General features: G+C 71.2%; 12 protein-coding genes and 1 pseudogene. 2 read left to right on the top strand and 11 right to left on the bottom strand.

What is annotated here, in order from left to right; translation table 11 throughout:
• Window positions 1–2: 2 nt before the first annotated feature.
• From menC to BM417_RS31130, 11 genes and pseudogenes are all read right to left on the bottom strand, one after another.
• Entirely contained in the window at window positions 3–1103 is a 1101-nt protein-coding gene (gene menC / locus BM417_RS31180) for an o-succinylbenzoate synthase (protein WP_093601919.1), read from the bottom strand.
• The gene (locus BM417_RS31175; RefSeq protein WP_093601917.1) at window positions 1100–1909 is read right to left on the bottom strand and encodes a GNAT family N-acetyltransferase; all 810 of its coding nucleotides are present in this window, start codon (window positions 1907–1909) and stop codon (window positions 1100–1102) included. Before BM417_RS31175 ends, menC begins: the two co-directional genes overlap by 4 nt.
• Window positions 1906–2970: a M20 family metallopeptidase gene (locus tag BM417_RS31170; protein WP_177320697.1), complete on the bottom strand. Its 1065-nt coding sequence runs from the start codon at window positions 2968–2970 to the stop codon at window positions 1906–1908. The genes BM417_RS31175 and BM417_RS31170 overlap by 4 nt, the downstream gene beginning before the upstream one ends.
• On the bottom strand, window positions 2970–6191 hold the full coding sequence (locus tag BM417_RS31165) for a serine hydrolase (protein ID WP_245822271.1): 3222 nt from the start codon (window positions 6189–6191) through the stop codon (window positions 2970–2972). Before BM417_RS31165 ends, BM417_RS31170 begins: the two co-directional genes overlap by 1 nt.
• Window positions 6188–7219 (bottom strand): dipeptidase, encoded by a 1032-nt coding sequence (locus BM417_RS31160; protein WP_093601913.1) that lies wholly within the window; start codon window positions 7217–7219, stop codon window positions 6188–6190. Before BM417_RS31160 ends, BM417_RS31165 begins: the two co-directional genes overlap by 4 nt.
• An 8-nt stretch (window positions 7220–7227) precedes the next feature.
• Window positions 7228–7923 (bottom strand): annotated as a pseudogene (locus BM417_RS31155) (ABC transporter ATP-binding protein); the annotation flags it as partial.
• Window positions 7920–9749, bottom strand: coding sequence for a dipeptide/oligopeptide/nickel ABC transporter permease/ATP-binding protein (locus BM417_RS31150; protein ID WP_093601909.1), 1830 nt, complete (start codon window positions 9747–9749; stop codon window positions 7920–7922). The gene BM417_RS31150 and the pseudogene BM417_RS31155, both read right to left, overlap by 4 nt.
• Window positions 9750–10052: 303 nt before the next feature.
• Window positions 10053–11006 carry an ABC transporter permease gene (locus tag BM417_RS31145; RefSeq protein ID WP_245822270.1) on the bottom strand — a complete coding sequence of 318 codons (954 nt, stop codon included), beginning with the start codon at window positions 11004–11006 and terminating at the stop codon, window positions 10053–10055.
• Window positions 11003–12571, bottom strand: coding sequence for an ABC transporter substrate-binding protein (locus tag BM417_RS31140; protein WP_093601907.1), 1569 nt, complete (start codon window positions 12569–12571; stop codon window positions 11003–11005). The genes BM417_RS31145 and BM417_RS31140 overlap by 4 nt, the downstream gene beginning before the upstream one ends.
• Window positions 12568–13431, bottom strand: coding sequence for a serine hydrolase (locus BM417_RS31135; protein WP_093601905.1), 864 nt, complete (start codon window positions 13429–13431; stop codon window positions 12568–12570). The genes BM417_RS31140 and BM417_RS31135 overlap by 4 nt, the downstream gene beginning before the upstream one ends.
• Complete coding sequence (locus tag BM417_RS31130) at window positions 13428–14804, bottom strand: serine hydrolase domain-containing protein (RefSeq protein WP_093601903.1); 1377 nt, start codon at window positions 14802–14804, stop codon at window positions 13428–13430. Before BM417_RS31130 ends, BM417_RS31135 begins: the two co-directional genes overlap by 4 nt.
• A gap of 237 nt (window positions 14805–15041) precedes the next feature.
• Here BM417_RS31130 and BM417_RS31125 point away from each other — a divergent pair, with 237 nt between their 5' ends.
• Together BM417_RS31125 and BM417_RS31120 are read left to right on the top strand one after the other, a co-directional pair.
• Window positions 15042–15773 (top strand): ABC transporter ATP-binding protein, encoded by a 732-nt coding sequence (locus BM417_RS31125; protein ID WP_093601901.1) that lies wholly within the window; start codon window positions 15042–15044, stop codon window positions 15771–15773.
• Window positions 15770–18265 (top strand): ABC transporter permease, encoded by a 2496-nt coding sequence (locus tag BM417_RS31120; RefSeq protein WP_322789001.1) that lies wholly within the window; start codon window positions 15770–15772, stop codon window positions 18263–18265. Before BM417_RS31125 ends, BM417_RS31120 begins: the two co-directional genes overlap by 4 nt.
• The last annotated feature ends 1 nt before the right edge of the window (window position 18266 follow it).

Genomic DNA, 18266 nt, shown 5'->3' with positions numbered 1-18266 from the left:
GTCTACAGAGGAATCCACTCCGTCTTCACCGTCACCGACTCCAGCACGTCGGGCAACGGCGTCACACCCAGCCCCGGCCCGGTCGGAACGGGCAGGTGGCCGTCCTCCAGCACGAACGGCTCGGTGACGTCCAGCTGGTAGTAGCGGCCGGACGCCGAAGTGTCGCCCGGCAGCGTGCAGCCGGGCAACGCCGCCAGCGCCACGTTCGCGGCCCTGCCGATGCCGGTCTCGAGCATCCCGCCGACCCACACCGCGATGTTGTTCGCCGCGCAGACGTCGTGGATGCGCCGCGCCTCCAGATAGCCGCCGACCCTGCCGGGCTTGATGTTGACGATCTGGCAGGCGCCGAGCCTGATCGCGTCGGCCGCCGACGACGCGGAGGTGATCGACTCGTCCAGGCAGATCGGCGTCCGCACGACCTTGGCGAGCTTGGCGTGGGCCAGCAGCTCCTCCTCGGCCAGCGGCTGCTCGATCAGCAGCAGGTCGAACGGGTCGAGCTTCGCGAGGTGCCGGGCGTCGCCCAGCGTGTACGCGGTGTTCGCGTCGACCTGCAACAACATGTCGTCGCCGAACCGCTCGCGCACGGCCCGCACGGGTTCGACGTCCCAGCCGGGCTCGATCTTCAGCTTGATCCGCTCGTAGCCCTCGTCGAGGTAGCCGCCGACGGCGTCGAGCAGCTCGGGGATCGAGTTCATGATCCCGACCGACACCCCGCACGGCACGCGATCGCGAACCGCGCCCAGCTCACGGCCGAACGACACCCCACGAGCGCGCAGTTCGGCGTCCAGAACGGCCATCTCCAACGCCGCCTTGGCCATCCGATGACCGTGGAACTTCGCCAGCCGAGGCGCGACGGAGATGCCGTCGACCGGTCCGGTCAGCGCCGGGACGAAGAACCGCCGCAGCACGTCCGCGCAGCCCTCCACGTACTCCGGCGAGTACACCGGATCGACCAGGGCACCGCACTCGCCCCAGCCCTCGCCCTCGTCCGTGACCGCGCGCAGCAGCAGCAACTGCCGCACGGTCTGCGTGCCGAACGAGGTGCGGAACGGCGACTTCAGCGGCATCTCGACCCAGCGGATCTCCACCCCGGTCAGCTTCACGACTCGGTGCTCCTCTCGACGACGTACCAGCCGGACCTGTCGAACCCGGTTATGCGCGCACCGCTCGCGAGCAGCCCGCCGAGCACCTCCCGCACGGCGTGGCGCCACTCGTCGGCCGCAGCCGGGTTCGTGGCCCGCAGCGACTCGACGTCCGGCGGCACCGCGACCAGAACCGTGCTGCCGGAACACACTCCCGGCACCGGCAGGCCGTCCTCGGAGATCCCGAGCCCGACCACACCTGTCGCGCTGACGGTCCGCGGCCGGCCCTCGCACGCCGCCACGGCCGCGGGCGAGGCGATGCGCCAGCTGACCAGCAGCCGGTCGGTCTCGCCGCCGCCGTTGATGTCGTCGTGCATGTGGCCGTAGAAGTCGGGCAGGTACTCGGTCGCGTCGGCGCCGAGCTTGCCCAGGTTGAAGTAGGCGTTGCGGCGCACCAGCGGGTCGAACGTCCAGGTGACCTCGGTGAGCCCGCGTTCGAGCGCCCACGCCCGTTGGTCGAGCTTGAGCGCGTAACCGACGTTGCGCCCGCGCATCCCCGCCGCCACGCCGGCGATGTGGCTGTGCAGCGCACCCGCGGCGGGCGGCGAGCAGAACCCGATGCAGGCACCCACCAGGACGTCGCCGTCGAACGCGCCCGCGACGTAGCTGCCCGCCTTCGTCATCGCCCGCAGCAGCTCGGCGGTGACCGGGGGAGTACCGCCGTTGACGGTCGGCCGCCAGATCGACTCGTACAACCTTTGCGTGGCAAGGAGTTCTTCGTAGTCCGTGAGCTGACGGACCACCACGTTCTGCTTCACCAGTGTCATGTCAGCTCCTTCACGAGCGCCGCGAGCAGCTGGGTGCGCGGAACGAGCTCCGACACCAGCACGTGCTCGCTCTCGGCGTGCGCGCCACCGCCGACGGCGCCGAGTCCGTCGAGCGTCGGAACTCCCACGCCCGCGGTGAAGTTGCCGTCCGACGCACCACCGACCGCCGCCTGGGCGATCCCGGGGAGGAGCCCGGAGGCCATCTCGAACAACGCGGCGGACGCGGACAGCTCCAGCGGCGGGCGGTTCGGGCCTCCGTCCACCTCGACCTTCGCGCCGTCCAGCACTGGCCGCAGCGCCTTCATGTCCTCGTCGACCCGTTGCTGCTCCTCGAGGTTCCTCACCCGGACGTCCACCATGAACTTCCCCTGTGCGGGAACGGTGTTCGTCGTCGTACCGGACGAGAGCACGGTCGGCACGACGGTGGTCCCGGCGGCGGAGTCCGCCAGCAGTGAGACCGCCAGGATCTGATGTGCCGCCTCGATCGTGGCGTTCACGCCGCGTTCGGGTTCGAGCCCGGCGTGCGAGGCGCGGCCGTGCAACGTCACCTCGTACATGGACGTGCCCTTGCGCTCGGTCTTCAGCGCGCCGCCGTCCGCCGAGCCTTCGCAGACCAGGACGGCCGCGTGCTCGACGGCCTCGGTCTCGATCAAGCCGCGCGACGACGGCGAGCCGATCTCCTCGTCGCCGGTGATGAGAACCGTGACGCCGTCGGGAGAACCGAGCGCCGCGACGGCGTGGAAGATCATCGCGACGCCGGTCTTCATGTCGAAGCAGCCGGGCCCGCGCAGCACACCGCCCAGCACGCTGAACGGAATCCGCTCCAGCGTGCCGATCGGCCACACCGTGTCGTGGTGGCCGAGCAGCAACACCTTGCGCGGCCCCGACCCCAGCCGCCAGCGCAGGTGGGTGCGGCCGTCGACCACGATCCGTTCCGGCTGCGTGCCGAGCAGCGCGGCACCCACCGCGGCGGTGACCTCGGCGCTGCGGGCGACCGCTTCCAGGTCGGTGGACGGCGACTCGCAGGACACGAGCCGCTCGATGTCGTCGATCAGGTTCATCAGGACACCTTCGGCGTGGCGCGGACACCCATGTGCACGTACTGCTCCCCGGTCGGCAGCGCGTAGAAGACTAGAGAGGACCAGCTCTTGGAGTCCGGCCACAGGTAGAGGAAACGCCCGTCGCCGGCCGGGACGAGATCGACCGCCGGTGGCTTGGGGAACATGCCGGCCATCGGACCGGTGGGCGTCACGTCCAGTTGCAGCCCGTGCTCGCCCTCGACGATGTCGAGCCTCATCGAGGCCCGCTCGTACGTGCCGAGGTACAGCGCGTTGTCCACAGTGGGCGGTTCGGCGGCCGGCTGCCGGGGCATCGGCATGGCGATGCCCGCCAGTTCGGCGAAGATCTCCTTGTACAGCTCCAGATACACCTCACGGGCCGTGTCGCCGTTGGTCAGCAACGTGACCGCGAGGTCGTGCTCCGGCAGGATGCGCAGGAACGCGGACTGCCCGATGGTGTTGCCGTCGTGGCCGATCAGCCGTTGCCCGTCCCAGCCGAACCGGATCCAGCCGACGCCCCACGAGTCGCCCAGCGCCTCCGGGTCGGGCACGTCGGTCTGCTTCTCGGTCATCGCGGCCGCGGACGCCTCGGACAGCACTCGCGTGCCGTCCTCGGCAACGCCGCCGTTGAGGTGCATTCGCGCGAACTTCAGCACGTCCTCCGCGCTCGCGAAGATCGTTCCGGCCGGGCCGAGCGAGCGCGGGAGCATCCACACCGGCACCGTTTGGAGCTTCTCGTCCTTGGTGACGTGACCGACGGCGGCGCGGTGCAGCAGCGCCTCCTCGGGCAACGTGCCGGCGCGGGTGAGGCCGAGCGGGACGTAGAGCCGTTCGCGCATCGCCACGTCCCACGTCTTGCCGGTGAGCTTCTCGATCACCCGGCCGGCGAGGACGAAACCGGCGTTGCTGTAGGAGAAGGTCGCGCCGAGCGGGTGGTTCTGGGCGGCGTCGGCGAGCAGTTCGGTGTAGAGCTCCAGACAGTTGTCACCGCGGCCGGTGTCGGTGAAGTTGTCGCCGTCGATGCCGCTGGTGTGCGTGAGGAGGTGCCGCATGGTCACCTTCTGCTCGACCACCGGGTCGGACAGCTTCAGCTCCGGCAGCACGTCGACGATCGGCGCGTCGAGGTCGAGCAGGCCCTCGTCGACGAGCTGCATGACGACCGTCGTCGTCCACACCTTGCCCATCGAACCGATCTGGAAGATCGTGTCGTCGGTGACCTCGACGCCGGTCGTCAGGTTCAGCACGCCGTGGTGCGCCTGGAGAGTCTCGCCCTTGTAGAGGATGCCGAGCGCCGCGCCGGGCAGGTCGTGCTTCTTCGCGAGGGCGGAAAGCCTGCGCTGCCAGTGCTTCGCGTCGAGCGGCTTGCGGTTCTCCGCGTGCTCGCGCACCCAGTCGACCACGCGTCGGTTGAAGTCCGCGCGGTGCGACGGCTTGCCGTTCAGGATGAACAGGTGCGACTCGTCCGGGTAGAGCACCAGCTCGGTGGGCACACCGTTCTGGCGCAGCGCGGTGAACCACTGCTCGGCCTGGCCCACGGGGCACCTGTCGTCGGCGGCGCCGTGGTAGATCAGGGTGGGCGTGCGGACGTCGCCGACGTGGGTCAGCGGGGAGAGTTCCGCGAGGTGCCCGCCCTGGCCGCCCAGTTCGAGCTCGGTCACGTAGTGCCCGCCGTCGGACGTGCCGCCCATGCTGGTCAGGTCGCTGACCACGCCGCCCGCCACGGCCGCGGCGAACCTGGTGTCGCGGCTGGTCAGGAAGCAGGTCATGTAGCCGCCGTAGCTGTAGCCGGTGACGGCGAGCCTGGCCGGATCAGCGAGTCCCTCCGCGACGAGCTCGTCGAGCGGTTCCAGGAAGTCCTTCGCGTCGGCCTTGCCCCACGCGCCCAGCGCGGCCCGGTAGAAGGCCTCGCCGTAGCCGTCGCTACCGCGCGGGTTGAGCAGGAGCACCACCCAGCCCTGCTGTGCCAACACCTGGTGGTAGAGGTGGACCGGGTCGGCGGTGCCGTTCCACGCGTTGTGCGGGCCGCCGTGGATGTCGAGCAGCAGCGGCGCCGGGCCGGTGGTTTCGGGGTCGCGGACCAGCCAGCCGTGCACGACCGTGCCGTCCGAGATCGTGAACTCGCGTTCCTCGCGGACGAACGGCGTGACCTCGTTGTGTCCGGTGTGGACGGTGGTCTCGCCCGTCGTCAGGTCGACGGTGGCGATCTCGCCGAACGAGGACGGTGTGCCCAGGACGACGGCGGCGACGTCGCCGGCGACGGAGAGCCCTGCCACGACTCGGGAGTCCCCGCCCAGGACCAGGCGCGGCGCGTCCCCGTCCTCCAGGTCGACGGCGTAGAGCTGGGTGCAGCCCCGGTCGCGGGCGCAGAACAGCACCGTGTTCCCGTGCTGCGCCGGCAGACCACCGGGATAGCCCGACATGCCGGGCATGAGGTTGCGGTCCAGGGACGCGGAAAGGTTGCGCACCTCGCCGTTCAGCGGCAGGTGCAGGAGGTCGAGGTGACCGGTGTTCGTGGTGGTGCGTCCGATGACGAGCAGGCCGGCCCCGGTCCAGGTGACCGTCGCGGCCTGCCCGTCGGCCAGTCCGACGACCTGCGGTTCCGTCTGGCCGTCGACCTCGACCACGTGCACCGCCGAGCGGAACGTCAGGTCGGAGTCCTCGTCGCGCGATGCCGTGAACGCGAGCTTCGCGCCGTCCGGGGACCAGGCGGGTGCGCTCGCGTGCCAGTCGCCGCTGGTCAGCTGCCGGACCTCGCGGGTCTCCAGGTCGAGGACGTGCACGTGGGCGCGGATGCTGCGCAGGTAGCCGGACCCGTCGGCCTTGTGGAAGAGGCGGCTCGTGACGATCGGCGCGGAGGCGTCCGCGATGTCGACGGGCGCCGTGAACGCGAGCTTCGTGCCGTCCTCGCTCCACACCGGGGCACCGGCGCCGAGCGGCAGGGTCGTCAGCTGCTCGGGCTCGCCGTCCAGCAGCCAGATCTGGGCCGGACCGTCCTGGGCGCGCAGGAACGCGATCCTGCCGTCCGGCGACCACGCCGGTGAGGTGTCCGCCTTGCCCCTGGTGAGCTGCTTCGTCTTGCCGCCCGACACCCGCCAGAGCGCGCGTTCGTCGCGGTCGTTCTCGCGGTCGGTGGTGCGCAGGACGTAGACGATCTCGGTTCCGTCGGGCGAGATCGCGGGCTGTTCCGGCAGCGCGTAGCCGTACAGGTCCTCGATGGTGGTCACGATGCGGATCCCCTCAGTTCGGAACGGAACAGGTCGAGCACGTTCTGGCCCAGGACGCGGACGATGTCGTCCTCGGGCCATCCCCTCTTCTGCAGTGCCTCGGTCACCAACGGCAGCCCGGCCGGTCCCTCCAGGCCCGGCAGGAACCGGTCGGTCGGGACGCCCTCGATGAACTGGGCCTCGCAGCACGGCGGCGTGACGTCCTCCAGGACCTCCTTGACGAAGTCCGGGCCGAGGCCGACGTGCCGGACGCCCATGACGCCCGCGATGTGCTCGATGTGGTCGACCAGGCGGTCGATCGTGAAGTCGGACTCGTGCAGGAACGGCGCGAAGAAGTTCACGCACACCACGCCGCCGTTGTCCGCGATGCCCTTGAGCTGGGCGTCGGTCAGGTTGCGGTGGTGGTCGCGCAACGCCCGTGCCGACGAGTGCGTCGCCATCACCGGCCGGGTCGAGAGCTCCAGCACGTGGTCGACGCCCGCCGCGCTCAGGTGGCTGACGTCGAAGATCATGCCGAGACGTTCCATCTCGGCGTGCGCGGCGACGCCCGCCCTGGTCAGCCTGCTGCCGGTGGCGTCCTCGCCGCTGCCGTCGGCCAGCGCGGTGCGGCCGAAGTGCGCGAGGGACGCGATCCGCACGCCCAGCCGGTAGAGCGTCTCCAGCAGCTCGACGTCCTCGCCCACGCCCGGCGCGCTCTCCAGCGCGAGCACGAGCGCGATGCGGTCGTCGTCGAGGGCCTCGTCGATCTCGGTGCCGGTGACGCAGAGCCTGGTCTCCGGACTCGCCGCGGCCACGCGGTGCGCGACCTCGATCATCCGCAGCGTCTGCCGCAGCGCGCCTTCCGGCCGGAACACGTCGTCGATGAAAACCGGCAGGACCTGCAGGTTCACCCCGCCCGCCTGCAACTGCGGCAGCCACCGGTCGCGGAAGTGCGGTACCCACCGCTCGACCGGGCGGTGGACGAGCGCGTCCAGGAGGTCGTTGTGGGTGTCCGCGACGACGCTGCGCCCGTGCAGATCGTCGATCATGAAGCCTCCAGCCTCGTGTCACGCCTGGGCGCGGCCGCGAGCAGCTCGCGCGTGTACTCGTGGCGGGGATCGGCGAGCACTTGAGCGGCCGGTCCCTCCTCCACGATCTTGCCCGCTTTCATCACCGCGACGCGGTCGCTCACGTACCGCACGACGGCGAGGTTGTGGGAGATGAACAACATGGTCAGGCCGAACTGTCGTTGCAGGTCGCGGACCAGGTTCAGCACCGCGCCCTGCACGGACACGTCGAGCGCGGACGTGATCTCGTCCGCGATGATCACCTTCGGCCGCCCCGCCAACGCCCTGGCGAGCGCGACCCGCTGCCGTTGCCCGCCGGAGAGCCTCGCCGGCAGCGCGGTGGCCCGGCCGGGGTCGAGGTTCACCAGTTCGAGCAGCCTCGCGACCTCGGCCTTGCGGTCCGTGCCCCGCGGCATGGCCTCGGCGATCGTGTTGCCGATGCTCATCCTCGGGTCGAGCGACGAGTACGGGTCCTGGAAGACCATCTGGACCTTGCCGTCCGCGTGCACCCGGCCCTCGGTGGGCCTGACCAGGCGGACCGCGGTGGCGGCGAGGGTGGACTTGCCGGAGCCCGACTCGCCGACGAGGCCCACGACCTGGCCCGACGGCACGGTGAGGCTGACGTCGTCGACCGCCGTGTGGTGGCCGAAGCGGACGGTGACGTTGCTGAAGACGAGGTCGGTCATCGCACACCTGCCAGTTCGCTCTCGGACTTCCAGCACGCGACCCGGTGCCCGTCGCCGAAGGCTTCGAGCTCGGGTTCCTCGGTCCGGCACTGGTCGTCGGCGAGCGGGCAGCGCGGTGCGAACGGGCACCCGCGGCCGATCTCGCCGGGCTCCGGTGGCCGGCCGGGAATGACCGCGAGCGGCGCGTCCCGGTCCGTGTCGAGGTCGGGCACCGCTTTGAGCAGCGCCGTCGTGTACGGGTGCCGCGCGGCCGTGAACAGCTCGGTCGTCGGCAGCTCCTCGACGATCCGGCCCGCGTACATCACGAGCACGCGATCGCAGGTCTGCGCCACGACGGTGATGTCGTGGCTGATCAGCAAGACCGCGGCGCCGCGCTCCTGTCTGATCCTGGCGAGGAGTTTGAGGACCTCGCGCTGCACCGTGACGTCGAGCGCGGTGGTGGGTTCGTCGGCGATCACCAGCTGGGGTTCGCCCATCAGTCCCATCGCGATCATCGCCCGCTGCCGCATGCCGCCGGAGAACTCGTGCGGGTACTGCTTCGCCCGGCGTTCGGCCTCCGGAATCCGCACCGCCTCCAGGCGGCCGATCGCCTTGCGCAGCGCGGCTTTGCGGCCGAGCCCCTGGTGCACCTCGGACACCTCGGCGACCTGCCCGCCGATGCGTCGCGTGGGGTTGAACGACGTCATCGGGTCCTGGAACACCATCGCCAGCCGCGTGCCCAGCTCGCGGTCCGGAGTCTGGTCGAGGGGCTTTCCGTTGAACCGCAACGTGTCGGCCGTGACCACGCCGGGATGTTCGACGAGCCGTGACACGGCCAGCGCGGTGAGGCTCTTGCCGGAGCCGGACTCGCCGACCACACCGATCATCTCTCCGTTGTGGACGGTGAACGACACACCGCGCACCGGCGTGATCCCGCCGGGGAACGTGACGTGCAGGTTCCGGACGGTCAGCAGCCCGCTTTCGTCGGTGCCGCCGGTGGACCGCGGCGCGCGGACCGCGGTGCCGCGTGGCTGCTGGTCCCGGTGGCGTGCCGCGGCGGCCTCGCCGAACAGGTTGAACGCCAGACCCGCGAGCACCACGGCGATCGCGGGCCCGAGCGCGGGCGCGGGGGAGATGTAGATGCGGCTGAGGCCTTCGCCGAGCAGCCGGCCCCAGTCGTAGGAGGGTGCCTGCACGCCGATCCCGAGGAACGACAGCCCGGCGAACGCGGTCAGCGCCGACCCCGCCGCGAGCGTGGCGTTGATGACGAGGGGCTCGGCGATGTTGGGAAGGACGTGCCGGGTCAGCAGCCGGAACCTGCCCACCCCGCACACCCGCGCCGCCTTGATGAAGTCGCGTCCGCTCACCGAGGCCGTCAGCGTCTGGGTGAGCCGGGCGAACGACGGCGTGATCGCGAACGCGATGGCGAGCACCGCGCCGATCGTCCCGGTGCCGAAGATGACGGCGAAGAACAGCGCCAGCAGCAGCCCGGGGAACGCCACGGCGATGTTGACCGCCGACGTGACGACCCTGGCCGCCCACCGCGGGAGCACCGAGGGCGCGGAGCCGAGGATCAGGCCGGTGACCACGCCGATCAGCGTCGCGAGCAGCGCCAGCCCGATGGTGAGCCTGGTCGCCACCAGCACTCGGAAGAAGATGTCGCGGCCGAGCTGGTCGGTGCCGAGCAGGTGCTCGGCGGACGGGCCCTGCTGGATGGCGTCGGTGTCGATGGCTCCGGCGCGGTCGCCCCACAGGAGCGGGGCGAAGATCGCCAGGGCCAGGAGGAACACGAGGAGGACGGCGGAGGCGGCGCCGACGGGGGAGCGGAGGACGGCTAGGCGGCGCATGCTGCCTCCCCGGAGGTCGGTGGTGCTGGTGCCGGACGGGGTGCGGCGTCGCTTCTGCCGTGCGCGGTGGCCCGGCTGCGTGGTCGTGGCGCGGCGAGTGCGTGCCGCGTCCCGGTGGACGGCTGTGACTGGGCGGGGGAGTGGAGGACCGGTTGCATCACGCCTCCCCGGAGGTCGGTGGTGCTGGTGTCGGGCGGGGTGCGGCGTCGCCTCTGCCGTGCGCGGTGGCCCGGCTGCGTGGTCGTGGCGCGTCGAGTGCGTGCCGCGTCCCGGTGGACGGCTGCGGCGGGGCGAGCGGGCGCATCACGCCTCCCTGATCGTCGAACGCGGATCGAGCAACGCCAGCGCCACGTCGACGACCAGGTTCACCAGCAGCACCCCGGCCCCGTACACCAGCACGATTCCCTGCACCGCCGGGTAGTCCTTCTGCTGGATCGAGCCGACGATGGTCGACCCCAGTCCCGGCCACGCGAACACGTTCTCCACCAGCACGGTTCCCGCGACCAGGGCGGCGAGCATCATGCCGCCCAGGGTCAGGGTCGCGGTGACGGCGTTGGGCAGTGCGTGCCGCACGTACACCAGGCGTGACGGCAGCCGTTTGGCCCGCGCTGTTCGCACGAAGTCGTTGCCCAGCACGGAGAGCAGCTCCACCCGCACGATCCGGGCGAGCACCGCGGCCGGGCCGATGGCCAGGGCGAGCACCGGCAGCACCCACGAACCGGCGGCGTCGTTGCCCGCCACGGGGAAGAGGCCCAGCTGCACGGCGAAGAGGCTCACGAGCGCCACCGCGAGCAGGAACTCCGGGATCGCCGCGAGGACCACGCTGGTCGAGGTGAACGCCAGCTCGCCACCACGCCTTCGGCCGCCCCTGGTCAGGATCGCCATGACGACGCCCACCGGCACCGCCACGACGACCACGACCAGGAACGCGAGCACCGCCAGCTGCACGGTCGCGGGCAGGCGGTCGCCGATCAGTGACGCGACCGGTGTGCCGCTGATCAGCGAGGTGCCGAACTCGCCGCGGAACAGCCCGCCCAGGTAGTGCCAGTACTGCACGGGCAACGGGTCGTCGAGGCCCAGTGCGGCGCGGCGGGCGGCGACCAGGTCCGGTGGTGCGGACAGGCCCAGGGACTCGCGGACCGGGTCGCCGGGGATCAGGTGGATCATCAGGAAGGCCGCGGTCACCAGCACCCACAGCGAGGTCAGGAAGCGCAGGGCCCGCCGTCGCGCGAACGGTGCCCAGCCGGCAGCGGTCACGATGCCAGCATCCGGATCGAGGCCGGGTCGACGCTGTCGCTGATCGTGAACCGCGCGCCCTTGACGAAGGTCGGTACGACGGCGTCGAAGTACGGCACCAGGCCGGCGTCGCGGACCAGGGCGGCCTCGGCCTTGTCCCAGTGCTCGCAGCCCGCGGTGCCGGCGAGGTTCGCGGCCTTCTGCGACTCCGCGGCGAACTCGGCGTTGGCGACGTGGGCGAAGTTCACCCCCTGTGGTGGCACCGGGCCGGCCGCGAACGACACCAGCTGGCTCGGCAGCGACAACGTCAGCGGCACCATCGCCGCGTCCCACGCGCCGGTGCCGAACAGCGCCTGGTTGATGCCGGCGGCGTCCGCGGGCTGGATCTCCACCTTCACGCCGATGGCCTGCCACGCCTGCTGGATCAGCTCGGCGGTCGCGGTCAGCGTCGGGCCGAGGACGGTCGGCTGGATCAGCTTGAGCGACAACGGCTTGCCGTCCTTGGACCGCGTGCCGTCCGGCCCCGCCCGCCATCCCGCGGTGTCGAGCGCGCTCGAGGCAGCCGCCTTGTCGAACGCGGGCAGGTTGGGCGTCACGTTGTCACCGGTGCAGGGACGGGGCTCGACGGTCACGAAGCCCTTCGACGGCCTGCCCTTGCCGGTGGTCAGCACCTTGCCGACCTGGGCGAGGTCGAGTGCCTGCAGGAGTGCCCGGCGCACGGCGGGATCCTGGCCGGGACGCCCGTCGGCCTGGTTGAACGACAGCGTGCCCAGCGGGGTGGCGGTGTCGACGTGGTCGAGCTTCTGGGCCAGCAGGCGCTCCTGGTCGGGGCCCGCCACGGTCGCGGCGCTGAGCTGACCGGACAGCAGCAGGTTCACGGCGGTCGTCTCGTTCGCGATCACCCGGATCACGACCTTGTCCGGCAGGCCCTGCTGGTCCTTCTGCCAGTCACCGGGTCCCCACGCGAAGTCCTTGCGCCGCACCAGCGTGTAGTGGTCGTTCGGCACGATCTCGGAGATCGTGAACATGCCGGTGCCCTGCTCGCCCTTGGCCAGCAACGCGCGGTCGGCCATTCCCTTGGCGCACACGATCGGCAACGTGCCCACGTTGGTCAGCAGGAACGCGTCCGGTGCGCCGCTGGTGACGGTGACGGTGCGGGTCGCCTCGTCCGCCGTGGCCGTGGTGCCGGGAGCGACCTGAAGCCCCGCGAGCGCGGACTTGTTCTTCGGATCGCCGACGAACGTGATGTTCGCGGCGACGTCGGCGGCGGTCAGCGGCGCTCCGTCGGCGCACGTGATGCCTTGGCGCAGTGTGAAAGTCGCGGTCGTGGTGGTGGCGTCCCACTTCTCGGCGAGTCCCGCGACGATCTCACCGTTCGAGGTGCGCTCGATCAGCCTGCCGTAGAGGAACCGGCCGACCTGCCGCGCCACCGACAGCACCGTCAGGGCGGGATCGAGCGAACCCGGATCCGCGCCGACCGACATCGTGAAGGTCCTGCCCTCGGCCAGTTCCTGGCTGCCGGACGTGGCCGCGGTCCCGCACCCGGCGAGGACGACGACTCCGAGCAGGGCTACCGCGCGCTTCATGACGTCCTCCGGAGCTGGTCGACGGCGAGGCGTCCGGCGCGGCCGATCACCGCGTCGGCGGCGGGGTCGCGCAGGTCGAGAGACTGGGAGCGGGTGAACACCGCGACGGCGTAGCTGTGGCCGTCCGGGTAGGTGACGACGCCCGCCTCGTTGCGGACGCTGGGCAGCGTGCCGGTCTTGGCGGCGACCTGGACGTCGGCGGGGAAGCCCGAGGAGAGCCGGTGCGGCCAGATCTGCTGCGCCATGATCGCCCGGACCCGTTCGCACGCCTCGGGTCGCGCCACCCGGTCGGTCCAGATGGCGTCGAGCAGCGTCGTGATCTCCCTCGGTGTTGAGGAAGTGGTGCGTTCTGGATCCACAATGGACAGCTTCCGGACGAGCTCCCACGTCGGGTTCGCGAGCGCCTTCTCGACGTCGTCGGTGCCCAGGTCCGCGCCCACCGAGGTGAACAGGTCCTCGCAGCACCCCAGGATCCGGGTGCGCTCCAGGCCGGCCCTGTCGAGCACCGCGTCGACCGTGGCCTGGCCGACGCGGTGGAAGACGACGTCCGTCGCGGCGTTGTCGCTCATCGTCATCATGAACAACGCCAGGTCGCGCCAGCTCATCTCGACGTCGTCGGCACACCCCGCGGTGCCGATCCCGCCGATGCGGTAGCGGGACGTGACGCGGGTCCGTTCGGTCTCGTCGAGCCGTCCCGCCGCCACCTCGGCCGCGTAGGCGACGGCGACGGGGATCTTGAACACCGACGCCAGCACCACCTGGTCGTCGGCGCCGTGACAGAACTCCGGGCCGTCCACCCCGATCTCGCGGGCGTGGACGAACCCCTCCACACCGGCTTCGGCGAAGACCTCCGCGATCACGGCGCCACCCGGCGGTCCGCGCGGCCGGTGTGCAGGAACAGCGCCCGGCCGTTGCCGTCGTCGCCGACGAACGCGTGCGGCATGTGGATGCCGTGCACTGGTTCCGCCGCAACGAGTGTGTCGTCCCGCCACGGCACCAGCTCGGTCTTGCCCGCGGACTCCGGGCTCAGCTCGGCCATGATCCCCTTCGGGATGACCTCCATCCAGATCCGGCCGTCCGCGTCCTGGGTGACCACGCGCTCGCCGACCGCCGACACGTACACGCCGGTGAACCGCTCGCCGTCGACGCGCGGGGGCTCCGCGGCGGGCTCGGGCATCTCCGGCAGCTCGACGCCGGTGAGCTCGCGCAGCACGTGCCGGAAGATCGCCTGGTACAGGTCGATGGTCTTGCCACCGTTGGTCAGCAACGCGACGGCGACGCCGTGCTCGGGAACCAGGCGCAGGAACGCGTTCTGCCCGATCGTGCCGCCGTCGTGCCCGATGACCGTCGCTTGTGGATAGTGGAACAGCTCCCAGCCCAGCCCCCAGGCGTCGCCCATCAACGCCAGGTCCGGCACCTGCACCTGAACCTGTTGCATGGCCGCGACACCGGCGGGCGACAGCACGGAAGCACCTTCGTTCATGTGCATCCGCGCGAACTTCAGCAGGTCGCGGGCGCTCATGGCGAGCATTGAGCCGGCCGGGGCGTTCGACCGCACGAGAGCCCAGACCGGCGCCACCTGCGGCCCGGCCTCCTCGTCGGGCGTGAGGTGTCCGACGGCGGCGCGGTGCATGATCGCCTCGTAGGCGTCCGCGGCGGCGTGGGTCAGGCCGAGCGGGGCGAACAGGTGCTCGCGCAGGCAGTCGTCGTACGACTTGCCGCGCATGACCTCCACGATCCGGCCGAGCACGCAGTAGCCGGCGTTGTTGTAGCTGAACATCTCGCCGGGCGCGAAGAGCTGGGGCGTGTCGTGCAACGTGGCGACGTACTTCTCCACGCAGTCGTCACCGCGGCCGGTGTCGGTGAAGAGGTCGCCCTCGAAGCCCGAGGTGTGGTTCATCAACTGCCGCACCGTGATCCGCGCGGCGGCGTCCTCGTCGGCGATGTGGAACTCGGGCAGGTAGTCGCGCACGGGCGCGTCGAGGTCCAGCAGGTCCTCGTCGACGAGCTGCATCGCGAGCGTCGTCGTCCAGACCTTGGTGATCGACCCGATCTGGAACAGCGAGTCCGTCGTCGTCTCGACGCCGGTGTTCTTGTTGAGCACGCCCGCCGCGGCCTCGGCCACGTCGTCGCCGACGGTGACGGCCACCGCGGCCCCCGGCACGTCGTGCTCGGCGGCCAGTCGCGGCAGGTTCTCCTGCAGCCACTCGTTGATCTCGTTGAGCTTGGACATCCGCGCCCCATCCCACGTCGACGTGACTCCGGTCACCGGCAACGCTAGGTTTCGGGCCCTCGCGGTCACCTCGTCGCAGCCGACGAATCTGACCTTCCCGATCTGTCCGCGCGGACGAACCCGCTGCGGGGTAGAGCCTGCTCCACCTCGGGCCGGGCAGCCTGCGTGATCGCCCCGCGGCACCCCGCGAAATTAGGTTCTTGGCCAGAAGCTGTTGCGAGCCAAGGAGAAAACGTGATGAGGGCAGACGCGCTGTCGCTGCAGGCGGTGCGGAAGGTGTACGGCTCCGGAGGTGGTGCCGTCACCGCGCTGGACGAGGTGACCGTCGGCATCCGGCGGGGCACGTTCACCGCCGTGATGGGACCGTCCGGCTCGGGCAAGAGCACCTTCCTGCACTGCGCGTCGGGCATGGACCGGCCGACGTCCGGCCGCGTGCTGCTCGGCGACACCGATCTCGGTGGCCTGAAGGAGGCCGCGCTGACCCAGGTGCGGCGCGACCGGATCGGGTTCGTCTTCCAGGCCTACAACCTGCTGCCGTCGCTGACCGTCGAGCAGAACATCACGCTGCCGCTGCGCCTCGCCGGGCGCGCGGCGGACCGGGGATGGCTGCGCGAGGTCGTCGGCAGGGTCGGCCTGGACGGGCGGCTGGACCGGCTCCCGTCCGAGCTGTCCGGTGGTCAGCAGCAACGCGTGGCGATCGCCCGCGCGCTGGTGGCCAGGCCCGAGGTCGTGCTGGCCGACGAACCGACCGGCGCCCTGGACTCCCGGACCGCGCACCAGGTGCTGACCCTGCTCCGGTCCGTTGTGGACGAGATGGGGCAGACGGTGCTGATGGTCACGCACGACCCGGTGGCCGCCTCGGCCGCGCACAGCGTGCTGTTCCTGGCGGACGGACGGCTGGCCGGCGAACTGGCCGGGCCGACGCCCGAGCGGGTCGCCGAGCGCATGACGCACCTCGGGGAGTGGTGAGCGTGCTGAGTCTCGCCTGGCAGACCGTCAAGGCCCGTACCAGCGGGTTCATCGGGGCGTTCGTCGCGATCCTGTGCGGCACCGCGCTCGTCGCGGCCTGCGGGATCCTGATGGAGTCCGGCTTCCGCGGCGGCGTGCCGACCCAGCGTTACGCGGCCGCCGACGTGGTCGTGACCGGTGATCGGATCGTCCGGCCGGACGGTGGTGACGTGCTGGCGTTCGAGCACGCCGCCGAGCAGCCGTCCATCCCCGCCGCGCTGGCCGCCAAGATCGCGGCGGTACCGGGCGCGAGGGCTGTTCCCGAGCAGACCTTCCCCGCTGTCGTGGTGGGGCAGGACGGGCAGCCGCTCGCGAGCAAGCCGTCCTTCGGGCACAACTGGGAGTCCGCGGTGCTGGCGCCGTTCACGCTGAAGGAGGGCACCGCGCCGCAGGCGAACGAGGTGGTCCTGGACTCGGGCCTGGCTGCCGAAGCGGGGGCCGGCGTGGGCGCGCAGGTGAAGATCATGACCCGCTCGGTCCCCGAGACCTATCGGGTGGCGGGAATCGCCGAAGCCGCCGGCCGGGCGCGCCAGGCGTCGTTGTTCTTCAACGAGACCAAGGCGGCCGAGCTCGCCGGACGTCCTGACCGCGTGAGTGCCATCGGCGTGCTGGGTGCCGATGCCCGGAAGGTCGAGAACGTGCTCGCCGGCGACCACGTCACGGTGTCCTCGGGCGCCGACCGCAGCGCGGCCGAGTTCGACGACGTCAGCCAGACCAAGTCGCTCCTCGCGATCCTGGCCGGGTCGTTCGGCGGGTACGCGGTCCTGGTCGCCATCTTCGTCGTGGCCAGCACCCTCGCCCTGACCGTCGAGCAACGCCGCCGCGAGTTCGCCCTCCTGCGGGCCGTGGGCGCGACGCCGCGGCAGATCCGCAAGCTGATCGGCGTCGAGACGACGGTCGTCTCGGTGGTCGCGGGCGTGATCGGCAGCCTGCTCGGCATCCTGGTCGGCCACGGCCTGCGCGACGCGTTCGCGCGGATCGGTGTCGTGCCCGACGACTTCGCCCTCTCGATCAGCCCGATTCCGCTGGTCGCGGCCCTGGTGATCGGCGTGGCGGCGGCCCGGGTCGCGGCCTGGAGCGCGTCGCGCAGGCCGTCGTCGATCAACCCCGTCGAGGCGCTGGGCGAGGCCGCGGTGCAGAAGCGGGACGTCGGCAAGGTCCGGCTGGCGATCGGCTGGGCGCTGATCGCGATCGGGCTGGGCGCGACGGCGGTGCCGTTGTTCCTCGGCGGACAGCTCGGCGCGGCGATGTCCGTGATGGCGGCCCTCGTGCTGATCATCGGTCTCACGCTCACCGGACCGAAGGTGATCGGGGCGGCGGTCCGGGTCATCGCGCCCGTGCTGGCCAGGTCGTCCGGGGTGAGCGGGTATCTGGCTGCGGCGAACGTGCTGAAGAACTCGCGGCGGCTCGCGGCCGCGGTGACGCCGTTGATGCTGGCCATCGGGTTCGCGGTGGTGAACTTCTACAGCCAGACGACGCTCACCGCCGCCGTGCAGCAGCAGACCGAGCAATCGATCACCGCCGACCACGTGATCACCGGCATCGCCGGCGTGCCCGCCGAGGTTTCCACCACGGCGAAGGGGATCGCCGGCGTCACGGCCACGTCGCTGGTGCGCACTCAGGTGATCACCGCCAGCAAGACCGGCGACACCGTCGAGGTGCAGAGCCGTCCGGCGAACGGCCTCGACTCCACCGCGGGCGGCATGGTCGACCTCGACGTCGTCTCCGGCAGCATCGGGGACCTCCAGCCGGGCACGGTGGCGCTGGGCGACGCGCACGCGTCCTGGGAGGACAAGAAGGTCGGGGACGAGGTCGAGTTCTGGTACGCGGACGGTCAGCGGGCGAAGCTGAAGGTGGTCGCGACCTACCGGCACGACCTCGCGTTCGGCGACTACGTGCTGTCCGCCGCCGACGCCCGCGCCCACACCAATGCCGGCATGGACAGCGCTGTGCTCGTGAAGGCCGCGGACACCACCGCCCTCGACGCCCTGGCCGGGCGCTATCCAGGCCTGCGGGTGACCGAACGGGTGGCGGCGCAGGACCGCAGCCAGGAGCGGACCCAGTTCCTGCTCAACCTGGTCGCGGTCGGCGTCATCCTCGGCTACGTCGCGATCTCCGTGTCGAACACGCTCGTGATGTCCACGGCCGCACGGCGCCGCGAGTTCGCCCTGCTGCGCCTGGTCGGCACCGGACGCCGCCAGATCGTGCGGATGATGCGGACCGAGGCGTTGCTGACGGTCGGACTGGCCGCGGTGCTGGGGTCGCTGGTGGCGGCGGTGCCGTTGGGCGTGCTCGCGATCGGCCTGATCGGCAGCCCGCTGCCCGCCGGTCCGATCGGGGTCTACCTGGGCGCGCTCGCCGGGGCCGCGCTGCTCGGAGTGGTGTCGATCGCGGTGTCCACGCGGTTGTCGTTGCGTGCGAAACCCATCGACGCCATCGGCACTCGCGAGTGAA

Source organism: Lentzea waywayandensis (assembly GCF_900115955.1).
GTDB lineage: Bacteria > Actinomycetota > Actinomycetes > Mycobacteriales > Pseudonocardiaceae > Lentzea > Lentzea waywayandensis.
This window is presented reverse-complemented; position numbering and strand designations above follow the sequence as displayed.

Excerpts from the sequence above, each read along its gene's own strand:
- BM417_RS31150 (WP_093601909.1), bottom strand. The coding sequence starts at position 9,749 with ATGCGCCGCCTAGCCGTCCTCCGCTCCCCCGTCGGCGCCGCCTCCGCC.
- BM417_RS31160 (WP_093601913.1), bottom strand. The coding sequence starts at position 7,219 with ATGATCGACGATCTGCACGGGCGCAGCGTCGTCGCGGACACCCACAAC.
- BM417_RS31175 (WP_093601917.1), bottom strand. The coding sequence starts at position 1,909 with ATGACACTGGTGAAGCAGAACGTGGTGGTCCGTCAGCTCACGGACTAC.
- BM417_RS31170 (WP_177320697.1), bottom strand. The coding sequence starts at position 2,970 with ATGAACCTGATCGACGACATCGAGCGGCTCGTGTCCTGCGAGTCGCCG.
- BM417_RS31140 (WP_093601907.1), bottom strand. The coding sequence starts at position 12,571 with ATGAAGCGCGCGGTAGCCCTGCTCGGAGTCGTCGTCCTCGCCGGGTGC.
- BM417_RS31125 (WP_093601901.1), top strand. The coding sequence starts at position 15,042 with ATGAGGGCAGACGCGCTGTCGCTGCAGGCGGTGCGGAAGGTGTACGGC.
- BM417_RS31130 (WP_093601903.1), bottom strand. The coding sequence starts at position 14,804 with ATGTCCAAGCTCAACGAGATCAACGAGTGGCTGCAGGAGAACCTGCCG.